Origin of the sequence: Salinivibrio sp. MA351, from assembly GCF_001996065.1 — a bacterium.
Lineage (GTDB): Bacteria > Pseudomonadota > Gammaproteobacteria > Enterobacterales > Vibrionaceae > Salinivibrio > Salinivibrio costicola.
Genome location: NZ_MUFG01000013.1, coordinates 13,349 through 27,800, shown reverse-complemented (window position 1 = coordinate 27,800; position 14,452 = coordinate 13,349). Strand labels below are relative to the sequence as shown.

14 protein-coding genes are annotated in these 14,452 nt (G+C 50.9%); 8 read left to right on the top strand and 6 right to left on the bottom strand.

Annotated elements, in window-relative coordinates:
• Nucleotides 1-1,170, top strand: coding sequence for a lipopolysaccharide assembly protein LapB (lapB, locus tag BZG78_RS08695; protein WP_021022388.1), 1,170 nt, complete (start codon nt 1-3; stop codon nt 1,168-1,170).
• Between the two features lie 87 nt (nt 1,171-1,257).
• Complete coding sequence (pyrF, locus tag BZG78_RS08690) at nt 1,258-1,956, top strand: orotidine-5'-phosphate decarboxylase (protein ID WP_077660968.1); 699 nt, start codon at nt 1,258-1,260, stop codon at nt 1,954-1,956.
• Between the two features lie 138 nt (nt 1,957-2,094).
• Here the strand turns inward: pyrF and BZG78_RS08685 are convergent, their stop codons facing one another.
• The 6 genes from BZG78_RS08685 to pspF form a co-directional block, all read right to left on the bottom strand.
• The gene (locus BZG78_RS08685) at nt 2,095-2,910 is read right to left on the bottom strand and encodes an ABC transporter ATP-binding protein (protein ID WP_021022386.1); all 816 of its coding nucleotides are present in this window, start codon (nt 2,908-2,910) and stop codon (nt 2,095-2,097) included.
• On the bottom strand, nt 2,894-3,901 hold the full coding sequence (locus BZG78_RS08680; protein WP_077660967.1) for an oligopeptide/dipeptide ABC transporter ATP-binding protein: 1,008 nt from the start codon (nt 3,899-3,901) through the stop codon (nt 2,894-2,896). The genes BZG78_RS08685 and BZG78_RS08680 overlap by 17 nt, the downstream gene beginning before the upstream one ends.
• Nucleotides 3,901-4,788 (bottom strand): putrescine export ABC transporter permease SapC, encoded by an 888-nt coding sequence (gene sapC / locus BZG78_RS08675; protein ID WP_021022384.1) that lies wholly within the window; start codon nt 4,786-4,788, stop codon nt 3,901-3,903. Before sapC ends, BZG78_RS08680 begins: the two co-directional genes overlap by 1 nt.
• Nucleotides 4,775-5,737 (bottom strand): ABC transporter permease subunit, encoded by a 963-nt coding sequence (locus BZG78_RS08670; protein WP_021022383.1) that lies wholly within the window; start codon nt 5,735-5,737, stop codon nt 4,775-4,777. The genes sapC and BZG78_RS08670 overlap by 14 nt, the downstream gene beginning before the upstream one ends.
• 3 nt (nt 5,738-5,740) lie before the next feature.
• Nucleotides 5,741-7,360 (bottom strand): ABC transporter substrate-binding protein SapA, encoded by a 1,620-nt coding sequence (sapA, locus tag BZG78_RS08665; RefSeq protein WP_077660966.1) that lies wholly within the window; start codon nt 7,358-7,360, stop codon nt 5,741-5,743.
• A gap of 141 nt (nt 7,361-7,501) precedes the next feature.
• Complete coding sequence (gene pspF, locus BZG78_RS08660) at nt 7,502-8,497, bottom strand: phage shock protein operon transcriptional activator (protein ID WP_077660965.1); 996 nt, start codon at nt 8,495-8,497, stop codon at nt 7,502-7,504.
• A 161-nt stretch (nt 8,498-8,658) separates the two neighbouring features.
• Between pspF and pspA the strand changes: the two genes are divergently transcribed.
• The 6 genes from pspA to tyrR all read left to right on the top strand — a co-directional run bounded on the left by pspA (nt 8,659) and on the right by tyrR (nt 14,445).
• Nucleotides 8,659-9,333 (top strand): phage shock protein PspA, encoded by a 675-nt coding sequence (pspA, locus tag BZG78_RS08655; protein WP_077660964.1) that lies wholly within the window; start codon nt 8,659-8,661, stop codon nt 9,331-9,333.
• Between the two features lie 21 nt (nt 9,334-9,354).
• Nucleotides 9,355-9,585, top strand: coding sequence for an envelope stress response membrane protein PspB (gene pspB, locus BZG78_RS08650; protein WP_021022379.1), 231 nt, complete (start codon nt 9,355-9,357; stop codon nt 9,583-9,585).
• Complete coding sequence (gene pspC / locus BZG78_RS08645) at nt 9,582-9,977, top strand: envelope stress response membrane protein PspC (protein ID WP_021022378.1); 396 nt, start codon at nt 9,582-9,584, stop codon at nt 9,975-9,977. The genes pspB and pspC overlap by 4 nt, the downstream gene beginning before the upstream one ends.
• Nucleotides 9,978-10,067: 90 nt before the next feature.
• Nucleotides 10,068-11,459, top strand: a complete 1,392-nt coding sequence (locus tag BZG78_RS08640; protein ID WP_077660963.1) for a YcjX family protein — start codon at nt 10,068-10,070, stop codon at nt 11,457-11,459.
• 11 nt (nt 11,460-11,470) lie between these two features.
• Nucleotides 11,471-12,505 (top strand): TIGR01620 family protein, encoded by a 1,035-nt coding sequence (locus BZG78_RS08635; protein WP_077660962.1) that lies wholly within the window; start codon nt 11,471-11,473, stop codon nt 12,503-12,505.
• 398 nt (nt 12,506-12,903) lie between these two features.
• Nucleotides 12,904-14,445, top strand: a complete 1,542-nt coding sequence (gene tyrR, locus BZG78_RS08630; protein ID WP_077575833.1) for a transcriptional regulator TyrR — start codon at nt 12,904-12,906, stop codon at nt 14,443-14,445.
• Nucleotides 14,446-14,452: the final 7 nt, after the last annotated feature.

The following is a 14,452-nucleotide window of genomic DNA, read 5'->3' as shown; positions in this document are numbered from 1 at the left end:
ATGCTAGAGCTGTTGTTTCTGTTACTCCCGATTGCCGCCGGTTACGGCTGGTACATGGGTAACAGGAATGCTCGTCATCGACGGCAAGAACAGTCCCATCATTTGTCTCGCCAATATGTGGCGGGGCTCAATTTGCTGCTGTCTGAGCAATCAGATAAAGCGGTCGACTTATTTATCGAGCTTTTGCAGGTCGATAACGAAACCATTGATACTCACCTGGCGTTGGGCAACCTTTTCCGCTCTCGGGGTGAAGTCGACCGGGCAATCCGAATTCATCAAAACCTAATCGCCCGGCCCAATCTCACCTTAGATCAGCGCAACCTCGCGATGCAGCAGCTGGCTAAAGATTATATGGTTGCCGGCTTTTTTGATCGCGCCGAGAAAATCTTTGCAGAGCTGGTTGATGAGCCAGATTATCGCGAATTTGCCCTGCAGCAATTACTTGCCATTTCGCAACAAACGCGAGAATGGGAGCAAGCAATCGATACCGCAGCGAAGCTGGTCAAAATGGGCAAACATAAGCTGCGTAAAGATATCGCACATTTCCACTGTGAGCTTGCGATGCAGCAACTCGCTGAGGGTGATGAGCACAAAGCACGGCAATTGTTACGTCGTGCTTTGTCTTACGATAAAAGCTGTGTCCGAGCGAGCTTAAAATTGGCAAGGCTCGACATCCAGCATGAAGATTACAAAGGGGCGCTCAAACAGCTCGAGAACATCTTAGAGCAGGATGCTGATTTTGTCAGTGAAGCGCTACCTTTGCTTGCAGAAAGCTATCGCGCTTTGGGACGAGAGATGCAGTTGGTGCGTTTTTTAAAAGAATGTATTGAAAAGAATGCAGGCGTCAGCGCCGAGCTAATGCTCTCTGAAGTGATTGGCAGCAACGAGAATATCGCCATGGCACAGAGTTTTCTTACGCGCCAACTTACGCGTAATCCGACCATGCGCGGCTTTTATAAGTTAATGGAATACCATGTTGAGCAAGCCGAGGAAGGGCGAGCAAAAGCAAGCTTGAACACCTTAAAAGGCTTGGTCGCTGAACAAATGAAAGTGAAGCCTCATTACCGATGTCGTAAATGTGGTTTTTCCACGCATGCGCTTTATTGGCAATGCCCATCTTGCAAAAGCTGGGGCGCTATCAAGCCAATTCGAGGGCTTGATGGGGAGTAATGGCGATGCTTAGGCAGCGCCGTTTTTTTATCGGTTAGTGCGGCATTATGCCGTTTATAAGCATTCAACGAGGAACGAGGAAACAACATGCACGACCCAAAAGTCATCGTGGCACTTGATTATGCAGATATGAACCAAGCGTTAGCCTTTGCGGATAAAATCGAGCCAGGTTCATGCCGTTTAAAAGTGGGCAAGGAAATGTTTACCTTGTTTGGCCCGGCGCTTGTCAAACAGCTTCATGCAGGCGGACACGACGTCTTTCTCGACCTCAAGTTTCATGATATCCCCAACACCTGTGCCCGTGCTGTAGCGGCTGCGGCAGAGCTAGGCGTGTGGATGGTCAATGTGCATGCATCAGGAGGCGAGCGCATGATGAGCGCAGCACGCGAGGCGCTTGAACCATATGGAGGCAACCGCCCATTGCTTATCGGTGTCACCGTGTTGACCAGCATGACGGATGCGGATTTACGCCAAACTGGGGTACAACGCTCACCACAAGAGCAGGTGCAGCATCTTGCCAAGCTGACGCAACAGTCGGGTTTGGATGGTGTGGTGTGTTCAGCACAAGAAGCCAGTTTGCTTAAAGCGCAGTGTGGTGACACCTTTAAGTTGGTGACTCCAGGGATCCGTCCGACTGGCAGTGCCGCAGGCGATCAGCGCCGAATTATGACGCCAGAAGAAGCGATAAATGCAGGATCGGATTACCTTGTCATTGGTCGACCTGTCACCCAAGCTGCCGATCCAGCCGCTGTGTTACATACGATTAATCAATCCCTACGCACTTGATGTGCCAGCTATCTGAGTCTTACCAGAGAAGGCATTAACAGATAGCGCACTAAAAGCATTCAAAGAGAAAGCATTCAAAGAGAAGCATCAAGCAAAAAAAGCATGAGCGGCGGACAGAGCTGACCGCTCATGCTTGTATTACGGTCGTGCACCTGAGGATTTGCGAGAGCGCCTGTCTAATACCGGAGCGGTAAAGTGGCTATCGATAAGCCTTTGGGTGAGGCTATGCTGTGGGTTAGCAAACAGTGAGGCGGTATCGCCCGATTCAACCACTTCGCCTTTTTGCATCACCATCAACTTATCCGTCACATGTTTAATCACGCCCATGTGTTGCGACACATAAACATAAGATAACCCCATCTCTTCTTGTAGCTCGAGAAGCAGGTTGATGATCTGCGATCGCATTGACATATCCAAGCCATTTAATGCCTCATCGGCAACAATCACACTGGGTTGCAAAATTAACGCCCTTGCAAGCGAAACACGTTGCTTTTGACCGGTAGCAAGCATTTGCGGATAAAAATAAGCGTGCTCCGGGATTAGCCCGACCCGTAATAAGGTGTCTTTAATCCGTTTCCCTCGCTCCTGAGGTGTCATATTGGTATTTCGACGCAAAGGCCCTTCCAATATTTGTCCAATTTGGTTGCGTGGGTTCAGCGAGGTATTCGGGTCTTGAAAGATCATCCGTATGAGCTTGCAGCGTGTTTGATAATCTTTATAGCGGAGCGGATCGCCATTAACGCGGATTTGTCCCGCGGTCGGTTCAATCACGCCAGCAATCATTCGTGCTAAGGTTGACTTACCTGAGCCATTTTCCCCGACAAATGCAATTGTCTCGCCGACATCCAATGAAAAGGACACCGGCTTCACCGCATGGGTGACGCGCTTTTTTAGCCAACCAGACCGGTGATGATAGTCTTTCGATAGCCCATCAATTTCAAGAAGAGCGGCCATGCTTGTTCTCCATGTTGAGCGGGAAATGACAGGCAAATTTATGGTTTTTCACTTTCTCGGTTCGCGGTACTTCTACGCATTTACGCTGCGCATAGGGGCAACGCGGGCCAAGTCGGCAACCAATAGGTAAATGTTGTAATGGCGGTATTGATCCAGGCAGAGTTTCTAGTTTGCTTTTATGCGGGATCTCGCGGCTAAAATCCGGCATGGTCCGTAATAATGCGTCTGTATATGGATGATGGGGCGTGGTGAGTATTTGTTCTCGGTTTCCCGACTCTACAGACTGGCCACAATACATCACGGTAATTCTATCCGCCCAACGCGTAACCAAAGTCAGATCATGACTAACCAACAAAATGGTCGTGTTCGACAGCTGATTGGTGCGGCTGAGCAGTCGGAAAATTTGTGCTTGCGTGATGGGATCCAAATCATTGGTTGGTTCATCGGCAATTAATAATCGAGGGCGGTTAGCGATCGCCATTGCAATCATCACCTTTTGACATTCGCCATCGGTGAGCTCGTAAGGATAGCTGTCCATCACCCGCCGATGATCTTTTATCCCAACCTTATGGAGTAGGGCGATGGAATGCTGTTTACGCCAGTTTAAACGCTGCCACCAACTGCCAGAAAACGACGCGGGAGGAATCGCTTCTTCAAGCTGATGGCCCACCACTTCAGAGGGGTCAAGACAGGTCGATGGCTCTTGAAAGATCATCGCAATATCTTTACCCACGACGTGGCGACGCTCTCTGGCTGGTAGCTCCAGTAAATCAATATTGCCCAGCCTTAAACGGTCGGCGCTGACATGCCATTGATCTTTGGTCACACCGCAAATGGCCTTAGCGACCAAGCTTTTGCCTGAGCCCGATTCTCCTACCAGGCCACGAATTTCACCGTCATTAATGGTCAGGCTCATTCTATCAACCGCTTTCACCATCCCTTGAGGCGTTTCAATTTCGATGGTTAGGTGTCGAATATCTAATAACGGCATTATTCAGTTCCTGCGTTGATGGCTTGGCTGACGCCTTCACCGACAAGGTTAACAACCAACACGCTAAACGCAATGGCTATGCCGGGCAGAGTCACTGTCCAGGGGGCGGTAAAAATAAGCTCAATGGAATCACCGAGCATAGCGCCCCATTCGGGGGCTGGGGGTTGAGCTCCTAATCCCAGAAAACCCAGCGCGGCAACATCCAAGATCGCGACCGAGATTGCACGGGTTACTTCAGTACTCAATACGGTGACAATATTCGGCAAAATAGAATGGTGTAACAGATAGATATTATTCGCGCCATCCAAGCGTGCGGCGATGATGTAATCTTTCTCTATTTCATCGTGGACCGCGGTATACACCGCACGAATAATACGAGGGATCAGTGACAACCAAATCGCGAGCAATATCTGGGTTTCACCGACACCGAGAAAGGCGACCACAATGATCGCCAATAGCAGCGAAGGGATGGAAAGAATGCTGTCAAGAATGTGGTTTAACACACTGGACTTTAGCCCCTTGGTCATGCCTGCCAGCACACCAATAGCGATGCCGACCAACGACGCGGTTAATGCCGTTATCAGCGCCAATCCAAAGGTTAAGCGAGAGCCGGCAATTAAGCGCGATAGCATGTCGCGGCTCAAATCATCGGTGCCGAGAAAAAACTCAATCTGCCCAGACTGCACCCAAGAGGGTGGCATCAAAAGCTGACCCGTTTGATGTTGCGGGCTCCAAGGGGCGAGCAAGGGTGCAAAGAGGGTCACTAAGAGAAGCCCGGCTAGACACCAAAACCCAATCACAGCTAACTTATTGCGGCGAAAGGCAGTCCAAGTCCGCTCAAACTGAGTGGGAATATGCTGTTCAACGTAGACACTATTTGAGGGCATACCATTTCTTCCTTACCAGCGGATTCATAAACGCCCCTAGCACATCGGAGACAATATTAATCAATAAGACAAATCCACCAATCGCGAGCACGCCCGCCTGTACAGAGGTATAGTCTTTGACAAGGAGCGCATCGAGTAACCAACGCCCAATGCCTGGCCAGTTAAATACAGATTCGACAATAATCACAAAGGTCACCATGGTGGAAACCAATAATCCAAAATTGGGAATAATAGGCGGAATCGCGTTTTTCATTCCATGCCGAAGCACAATCTCGGTTTTCGATAGCCCTTTAGTGGCCGCGGCTTTAATGTAATTCTGACTCATCACATAGGCCATTGAGTTTCTGACCATCTTAATAATTTCAGTTGTCGGAACCACGGCAAGCGTCAGTGTCGGGAGAGCAAGATGACGCATAATATCGGTCGCGACTTTTCCCTGGAGCGGTAAATCCGAGAGCCATAAATCGACTAACGCAAACCCAGAAATATGCGGAATCTCATACAAAAGGTTGTAGCGGCCTGATACGGGGAACCATTGTAAGTCGAGTGAGAACACCATAATCAGTAAGATGGCTAACCAGAATGTCGGAATCGAAAATACCACGACGGCGAGGGATGAAATCACTTTATCAGTGGGGCCTTGACTACGCAGCCCTGCGAGCGTGCCGAGCGGTACGCCGACCATCACGCTAATGACCAGCGCTGAAATACAGAGCTCTAAAGTCGCCGGTGCGACATGGGCAAGAATATTGACCACTGGCTCCCCGTTAGCCGCAAGCCCTAGGTTTCCATCAATGAGTTGGCGTAGATAATAAACCCACCCTAACCAATAGTCATATTGGTGCCATCCTGAATCAGGCGACAATAAAATGATGTTATAAGCGACCAAGGTGAGGATCACCAAGGTGATCAAAAATAAGTTGAAGCGTCGTAAGGTATAAATCAGCATGGTTTAGCGCTCCCGTGACACATCAGCAAAACTGTCTGCCCCAAAGGGTGTCATCGTGAGCCCGGTTAAATGTGCATCACGGACTTGGTGTTGAATACCATGGGCAAGTGGCACCACCGGCATCCGACGGTCAAGAATGGTTTGTGCGTCCTGGTATAAGGTTTTGCGCATGGCCATATTGTCTGTCGCAATTGCCTCATTTAAGGTTTGATCGAAAAAGCGGTTACACCAATTGGCGATATTCCACCCCGTGAACTTGGCATTGCAAGTCAGTAACGGGCGTAAAAAAGCATCGGGATCCCCATTATCGGCCACCCAACCGGTAAGCACCATACCGTGACTGTCATCGCCTTCCCGAATCGATGCGCGGTTAACGGTTTTTTCTGGAATGATATTTACGTCTATGCCAATTTCTCCCAGATCGGCCTGGATCAGTTCGGCGGTTTTACGCGGACTTGGATTAAACGCCGTGGGCTTTAATGGCACCGTTAAATCAACACTGAACCCATGGCGATACCCGGCTTTGGCGAGCAGGGCCGCTGCGAGCTTGGGATCATGTTGGCTTTGCTGATTAGGGTCATACGCCCAGGACATCGGTGGCAACAAGCTGGTGGCAGGCGTGCCTGTGCCATAATACACCGAGCTTAGTAAGGCGCCGCGATTAATCGCCAGATTGATCGCCTGACGAACCTCCACCTGCGAAAGCGCTGGATGGCGGGTGTTGAGCGCAATAAACGCCACGTTCATCCCCGTTTGAGATGATAAACGAAAGCGCGGATCATTCACCACGACGGGTAACTGACTGGCAACGGGAGAGGCGAGCACATCACATTCACCCGTCAGCATTTTTGCCAAGGTGCCCGTTCCTCGGGTTGAAATATCAAAGACCACCTGCTCCATCGGGGCGGGACCTTGCCAATATTGCCAGTGGCGGCGCAGACGAATTAATTCACGAGGCTGATATTCAGCCATAGCAAACGGGCCGGTGCCAACCGGGTAGGCGTCGATCTTTTCCGGTGTACCGGCGGCTAATAATTGGTTGGCATATTCTTTTGAAAGAATCACCGAAAATTTGGTGGCCAGTGTAGAAAGAAACGACACATCGGGTCGCGAGRGGGTAAATTGCACACGATAGGTATCGGTCGCTTTGACACTCGAGACTAAACTTGAAAAATCCATGCTATCGAACCATGGATATTGGCCGCCAGAAATGCGATGAAAAGGGTGACGGGGGTTAATCAAGCGCCGAAAAGAGAAAACAACGTCCTCAGCATTGAGGTAACGAGACGGCGTAAAGGTCAAGCTGCGATGAAAAGCCACACCACGACGGAGTACAAAGGTATAGGTTTTACCGTCATCACTGACCTCCCAACTTTTCGCGAGCATGGGCTCGGGTTGGTAGGTGTCAGGGTTCAGCTGAAGCAGGCGATCGTACAGCTGGCTCGATAAGGTGTCTGCGGTCAGGCCGCCATCGGTCAACTGAGGGTTAAATGTGTTCGGTTGGCCTGGGCCACAAAACACAAAACCACGGTTGTCGGCCGCACGTTGATCGTTAGCCGCATCACAACCTGCGAGAAGCAGACCGCTCACGCCCAGGATCAAAAACTGGAAAAAAACGCGCATAAACCAAGTAAAATCAGCTATCAAAATGAATCCCGTAATCTACCACCGAAACGGTCTTACCACCAAGTAAAGTAAGGGTTATCTTGCGTTTCTGTGTCCGTGAGTTGTCCCTGTGCCGATAAAGGTTGAGCAACCACAAGATTAGTTATCTTGTCCCACGTTATGCTTGCGCAACAGCCCCCTGAATTGATGGTAGCTTAGGCCGAGTAACTGCGCGGCCTTCCTCTGATGATAGTTGGCTTGCGACAACGCCGCTGTGACCAAATCGCGTTCTTGTGTGGTTTGCCACTCACGCAGATCAAGAGGAAAGGCTGGAAATGAACCTTTGACCGCTGAAGGAGCATGTGTGGATTGCTGAGGCTGCCAAGGCGGTGAAAATGGGTCAAGACAAATCGTATCGATGGGTGTGGTGGCATCATTATGGCGAGAAAGCGCCCGCTCAACTGCATTTTTCAGCTCTCGCACATTACCTGGCCAGGAGTGTGTTAGCAATTGTGCTTGGGCCGGTTGCGAAAAGCCCGCAAATAATGGATAACCGAGCTCAACCGCCATTTTCATGGCAAAGTGCTCGGCCATGATCAAGATATCCTGCTGGCGCTCGCGAAGCGGGGGAAGATGGATAACGTCGAAGGCGAGCCGGTCCAGCAGATCAGGACGAAATTGGTTGTCTTGTGCAAGCGCGGGTAGATCTTCATTGGTGACGCACACCAGCCGAACATCTGCGCGCAAAGGCGTGGTGCCGCCAACACGTTCATATTCGCCATACTCAATCACACGGAGTAACTTTTCCTGAACGCCCTGAGGCGCGGTAGCAATCTCGTCCAAGAATAGAGTTCCGCCCTCAGCGCGCTCAAATCGGCCCGCATGTCGGCCTTTGGCACTGGTAAAAGCACCGGCCTCATGGCCAAAGAGCTCAGAATCGATCAGCCCCTCGCTTAGCGCTGCACAGTTTAAGCTTACAAGCGGTTGTGACCAACGGGTTGAGAGGTAATGAAGACGCTGCGCGATTAACTCTTTCCCGGTGCCGCGCTCACCCATAATCAGAACCGGACGGTTGAGCGGGGCCAGCCGACTAACATGGTCTAACACGGCTAAAAAACGGTCGGACTCCCCCAGTAAGTTATCTTGTTCTCGCATGGCGATTTTTACCAAATAGTGGTTTTATTCATCATGAACGGTTTAGAAGGCCGACGCAACTGCTTTTAACCGATTGAAAAATAGTGCATAAAAAGTTGGCATACCGTTTGAATAAGTGTGAGCAGGTTTAAACAAACTTGAACAAATAGAAGGAGTCAATGATGGGAATCTTTTCTCGTTTTGCAGATATCGTCAATGCCAACGTCAATGCCTTGCTCGATAAGGCAGAAGATCCACAAAAAATGATCCGTTTGATCATTCAAGAAATGGAAGACACCTTGGTAGAGGTGCGGACATCATCAGCGAAAGCGCTGGCAGATAAAAAAGAAGTCGCGCGTAAGATTGAAAACATCGAACGCCAAATTCAAGACTGGCAGGAAAAAGCCTCGCTAGCGCTGCAAAAAGATCGTGAAGATCTCGCGCGCGCTGCATTGATCGAAAAACAGAAAGCGCATGATGTGAAAGTCGCACTCGATGAAGAGCTGAGTTTAATTGCGGAAAGCGTTGAAAAACTGAGTGGTGAAATTGCAGCGCTTGAGACCAAGCTGAGCGAAACGCGGGCACGTCAGCAATCGCTGAGCATTCGCCGTGAGACTGCGGGCAATCGTCGTGATGTACGTCGTCACCTCGGCAGTGGTCGTGCGGACGAAGCAATGGCGAAATTTGAACAATACGAGCGCCGTATTGACGAACTTGAAGCGGAAGCCGACAGTTATCAAGTTGGCAAAGGCAAAGGCAAAGGACTAGACGACGAGTTCGCGGATCTTCAAGCCCAAGACGAAATTGAGAAAGAGTTGGCGTCTTTAAAAGCCAAAATGAAAGATAATCAATCATAACCAATACGACGAGGAGCGGACATGTCATCACTATTTCTTGGCTTTCCACTGGCGATATTTTTACTGTTCGTCGCCCCGCTATGGCTGTTGCTGCATTACCGCAGTAAACGCCAAGTTGAGCAGGGCTTAAGTGGGCAAGATTACGAAACGTTACAGCAGCTGGCTCAGCGCGCTGAAAAACTGCAAGCCCGTGTGGATAACTTAGAGCGCTTGCTTGATGCTGAAGCGCCACAATGGAGGCAACGCGCATGAGGGGAACCTTATATCGAGATCCAGACAACGGCCGCATTGCCGGTGTGTGCGCCGGCCTTGCCAACCACTTTGGGATGGAAACCTGGTTAGTGCGGATCCTGACGGTCTCCGCGTTTTTGCTCGGCTTCGGTTTTTTTGTGGTGGTGGCCTACATCGCCGCCGTGCTGATCTTAGATAAAAAACCGGCGCAAGAACACGAAACGGTTGAGCCGGCTCAAGCGGCGCCAGCGCATCAGGTGAAACAAAAGCCATGGCAGTCGGGCAAGTCAGCCAGCCAACTGATCCGTGATCTCAACGGCGAGTTCACGCAAATGGAAGACAAGATCACTCAGATGGAAGCCTATGTGACATCATCAGCGTTTAACGTTGATCAAGCGTTTAAAAAGCTATAATCCGCCTCAACTTATCAGAACACGCATTTAACCATGCACAGCGGCTGCCTGTCGTAGGCAGCTTGGCTGATCAAGGAGCCATAAAAACTTATGCCATCAGTGAAAAGGCGCGTAAAGCAGTGGGCCAGCCGAGGCGCTGACCGTCATGTTCGTCTTGCGGTTACTGGCCTCTCGCGTGCGGGAAAAACGGCCTTTATTACCTCACTCATTAACCAGCTGACGCATTTGGGGACCGAGCCTAATTTGCCGTTAATGCAACTGGTGCAGCAGGGACGTGGATTAGGGGCGCGTCGAGAGCCACATCCACATATGCACTTGCCCGCGTTTGATTACGACTCTGCCATGCAGGCGCTACATAGTACTCCGCCGGCGTGGCCGTCACCCACGCGTGATGTCAGTGAAGTACGCCTAGCCGTGCGGTATCGGCCCCAGTCTGCCGCACTGAGAGCGATTAACGACATGGCGACCTTGTACGTTGATATTATTGACTACCCCGGAGAGTGGCTGCTCGATTTACCCTTGTTGAGTCAAACCTACTCGCAATGGTCAGCTAAACAGTCGGGATTATTGACCGGGCGTCGTGGCGAGCTTGCTGGCACGTGGACAACCAAAGCCGCGGCGCTCGACCCGTTTGCACCTGCAGATGAAAAAAAGCTGGCTGAGATTGCTGCCGACTACACGGCCTTTTTACACCAGTGTAAAGCACATGGCGGGCTGCATTGGGTGCAACCTGGCCGGTTTGTGCTCCCCGGGGAACTGGCTGGTGCACCTGTGGTGCAGTTCTTTCCTTGGGTTGGCTCGGACAATGAACAGGATTTGGCCAAAGCAGGGAAAGGCTCCAACTATGGGGTACTCAAAGCGCGCTACGACTATTACTGTGAACATGTGGTTGCCCATTTCTACCGCGAACACTTTGCCAAAATTGATCGCCAAGTCATCTTGGTCGACACCTTACAACCGTTGAACGCAGGGCCCGCTGCGTTTCACGATATGCGCCTCGCCGTTGAGCAGCTCATGCAAAGCTTTAAATACGGCAAGTCAGGGTTACTCAAACGGCTGTTTTCGCCCCGTATCGATAAAGTGTTGTTTGCCGCCACCAAAGCCGATCATGTGACCCCCGAGCAACATCCAAACTTGGTGAGCCTGTTGCAACAAATTGTTCATCAAGCGTGGCAACAGGCGGCGTTTGAAGGCATTGATATGCGCTGCCAAAGTGTCGCCGCGATTGAAGCAACCACACCGGGCTATGTCTCGGTAAAAGGCAGCACCCAAAGCGCGTTAAAAGGCCATTTGGCCGATAACAGCCCAGTGACGTTATACCCGGGAGAGGTACCGGCTCAGTTACCGGAAGATGCCTTCTGGCAGGATCAAGGGTTTGACTTCCCGTCGTTTCGTCCGCAACCCGCGCCGCTCGATGCCCCCTTGCCACATATCCGCATGGATAAAGCCTTGGATTATTTGCTTGGCGACAAATTTCGATAAATGAGGTAGTCATGACCCAATATAAGCCAAAACAAACCTATGCACAGGATGCCGAGATAGACCAGACGGCATTAGATAGCCGGATACAACAAGGCACCACGTTTGAATCGGACCATGATTTTACGCCGGCGGCGAGTGCTGAATGGGAAGCCTCACTTGATGCAACGCTCGCCCCCTCGTCACGCAAGCGACGCCGAGTGTGGCCATTTCTTATGTTGGCAACCATGCTACTGGCATTGTGGCAATCCGCTGACAGTGTGTATCAAAGCTGGCTAGCGCAAGATTGGCTTAGCCTTGGTTGGCAAGGTTTGTTGATCGCCATCGCCACGACTGGATTGGTGATGCTGGGTAAAGAATGGCGCGCGATGCGTCGTTTGCTGCAACGCGATGCTGTCCGCCAACAGGCTGAGCAACTGCTGGCCAGTGATGCGGTCGGGCAGGGCGAACACTTTTGTCGTCAGTTAGCGGAGCAAACCGGACAAGTACAACGTCCAGCTTTTACACAGTGGCAGCAAGCGATCACGGCAACCCATAACGACAGCGAAATTTTAGGCCTTTATGAGCAACAGGTACTCAGCGCTCAAGATAAGGCAGCGCGAGCCTTGGTGACGAAACACTCGCAAGAGGCGGCCTTAATGGTAGCCGTTAGCCCATTGGCGGCCGCCGATATGTTACTGGTTGCGTGGCGAAATTTTCATTTAATGACCAAGATTGCCAACGTGTATGGCATTCAACTTGGGGTCAAAGCCCGATTGAGTTTACTTAAAATGGTTCTCACCAACATGGCGCTTGCCGGCGCGAGTGAGGCCATGACCGATGTCGGCTTTGATGTCCTTTCAGTGAACCTCGCTGGACGTGTTTCTGGCCGCGTCGCCCAAGGGTTGGGGATTGGTTTGCTCACGGCTCGCCTTGGATTAAAAACCATGACCCTGATGCGGCCACTGCCTTGGCATGGGCAAGCGGCCCCGAGCTTGTCACAGTTGCGGCGCGAGCTGGTAAAACGGCTAATGGGTAAAAGCCCAACCCCCGGCGAATCACCCCACTGACGCGAATGCGTGTAGCACGCGTGGTGACACGTTCTTGGTGGCGCCCTTGGTGACGCTCTTGGTAACATGCTCTTAGTAACAGGCTCTTGGTGACATCGTAGCCCATTGCGCTCTGTCACCTTGTGTTTTTATTTATAATATAATCAAAAGTTTAAACGGCAAAAGTCTGTGCTACAAACGTGATGTCGCAAGGCAAAAATGGCATCAGGGCTTGACTGTTAACCCTAACCCGCTCAAACTTCGCCTCAGTGTCAACTTATCCTGACAGCTAATCCGGCACATGAAAAAATACTGACGATTGCTTTTGTAACGTCTTGATCAGAGCAGGTTTTAATCACCTCATCCCATCTTGTTCTGCGCCGGTATTGGGTATCACTGTCACGTTACAGGAATCCATTATGAGACTGAAAGTCTGTTGTGAAGATAGGATCGGACTGACCCGCGAACTGCTTGATATTCTGGTTCGCCGCGATATTGATCTACGCGGGATCGAAATCGACCAAGTCGGGATTATCTATCTGAACTGCCCTGAAATTGAATTTGAAGCCTTTAGTCAGTTGATGTCTGAAATTCGACTGATTTCTGGGGTCACCGATGTGCGCAAAGTCCAGTTCTTGCCTGCCGAGCGCGAGCATAAAGAGCTACGTGCCTTGGTCGAAAGCCTGACCGATCCTGTGGTCTCGATCAACCTCGACGGCTACATCGATATGGCCAATAAAGCCGCGCAAGATCTGATTGGATCCAGTGAGCATCAGCTTATCGACGAGCATGCGAACACCGTGTTTCCTGACTTTCAGTTTGCCCATTGGCTGGAAAAAGAAGAAGCCAGCCAAAGCTGTAGGATGGTGGTGATGGCTGGCCTCGACTTCCTCATGGAAGTGATGCCTGTTCATATCAACGATGAAAGCGAACAGCCTGTGCTCGTGAGCGCCGTGGTCCAACTGAAACAAGTGGCGCTGAATAACACCCCGCAAACGGTTTTCCGCACGCCTAGCGACCATGGTTTTGAGCACCTCGTTGGCCAATCCAACAAGTTTAAGCAGCTGATGAGCCAAGCTAAAAAATTAGCGATGCTCGACGCGCCACTGTTGGTACAAGGCGAAACCGGAACAGGCAAAGAGATGATTGCGCGCGCTTGCCATCGGCATTCACTGCGGGCAGACAAACCCTTCTTGCTGGTGAACTGCGTGTCGATGCCTGATAACGCCGCTGAAACCGAGCTATTTGGCATGGCCGCCGCAGAAGAGGGCGGTAGCGCGAAAAAAGGGATTTTAGAGCAAGCGGACGGCGGCACCGTCTTCCTATATGAAGTCGGTGAAATGAGCCGTCACCTGCAGGTAAAACTGCTGCGCTTTATGCAAGACGGCACCTTCCGTCGGGTCGGTGAAGAGCGTGAAATGCAGGTCGATGTGCGGGTGATTTGTTCAACGCAGAAAAATTTACCTGAGCTGGTGGCCGCGCATCAATTCCGCGAAGACCTCTTTTATCGCCTTAATGTCTTATCGCTGACGGTTCCACCGCTGAGAGAACGTTCTGCGGATGTGATGCCACTTGCGCAGCTATTTATTAAACAATTTGCCGCCGATTTGGGCCAATCCAAGCCAAGCATCGATGACGCCCTTGCAGACTACCTGACCCACTATGCATGGCCGGGTAATATCCGCCAGCTTCGCAATGTGTTATTGCATGCGATGACCCAAATCGATGCCGACGTGATGACGATAGACGATGTGCAGTTACCAGAAATCGAAAACACCCAGTTTCTGAGTGAAGAGTCGATTGATGGATCGTTGGACGAAATCATGAAGCGTTATGAGTCTGGCATATTGCATAACTTGTACCGAAGCTACCCTTCCACGCGTAAACTGGCTAAGCGGCTGGATGTCTCGCATACCGCTATCGCCAATAAACTGCGCGACTATGGCATTGGTAAGAAATAACGCGGGC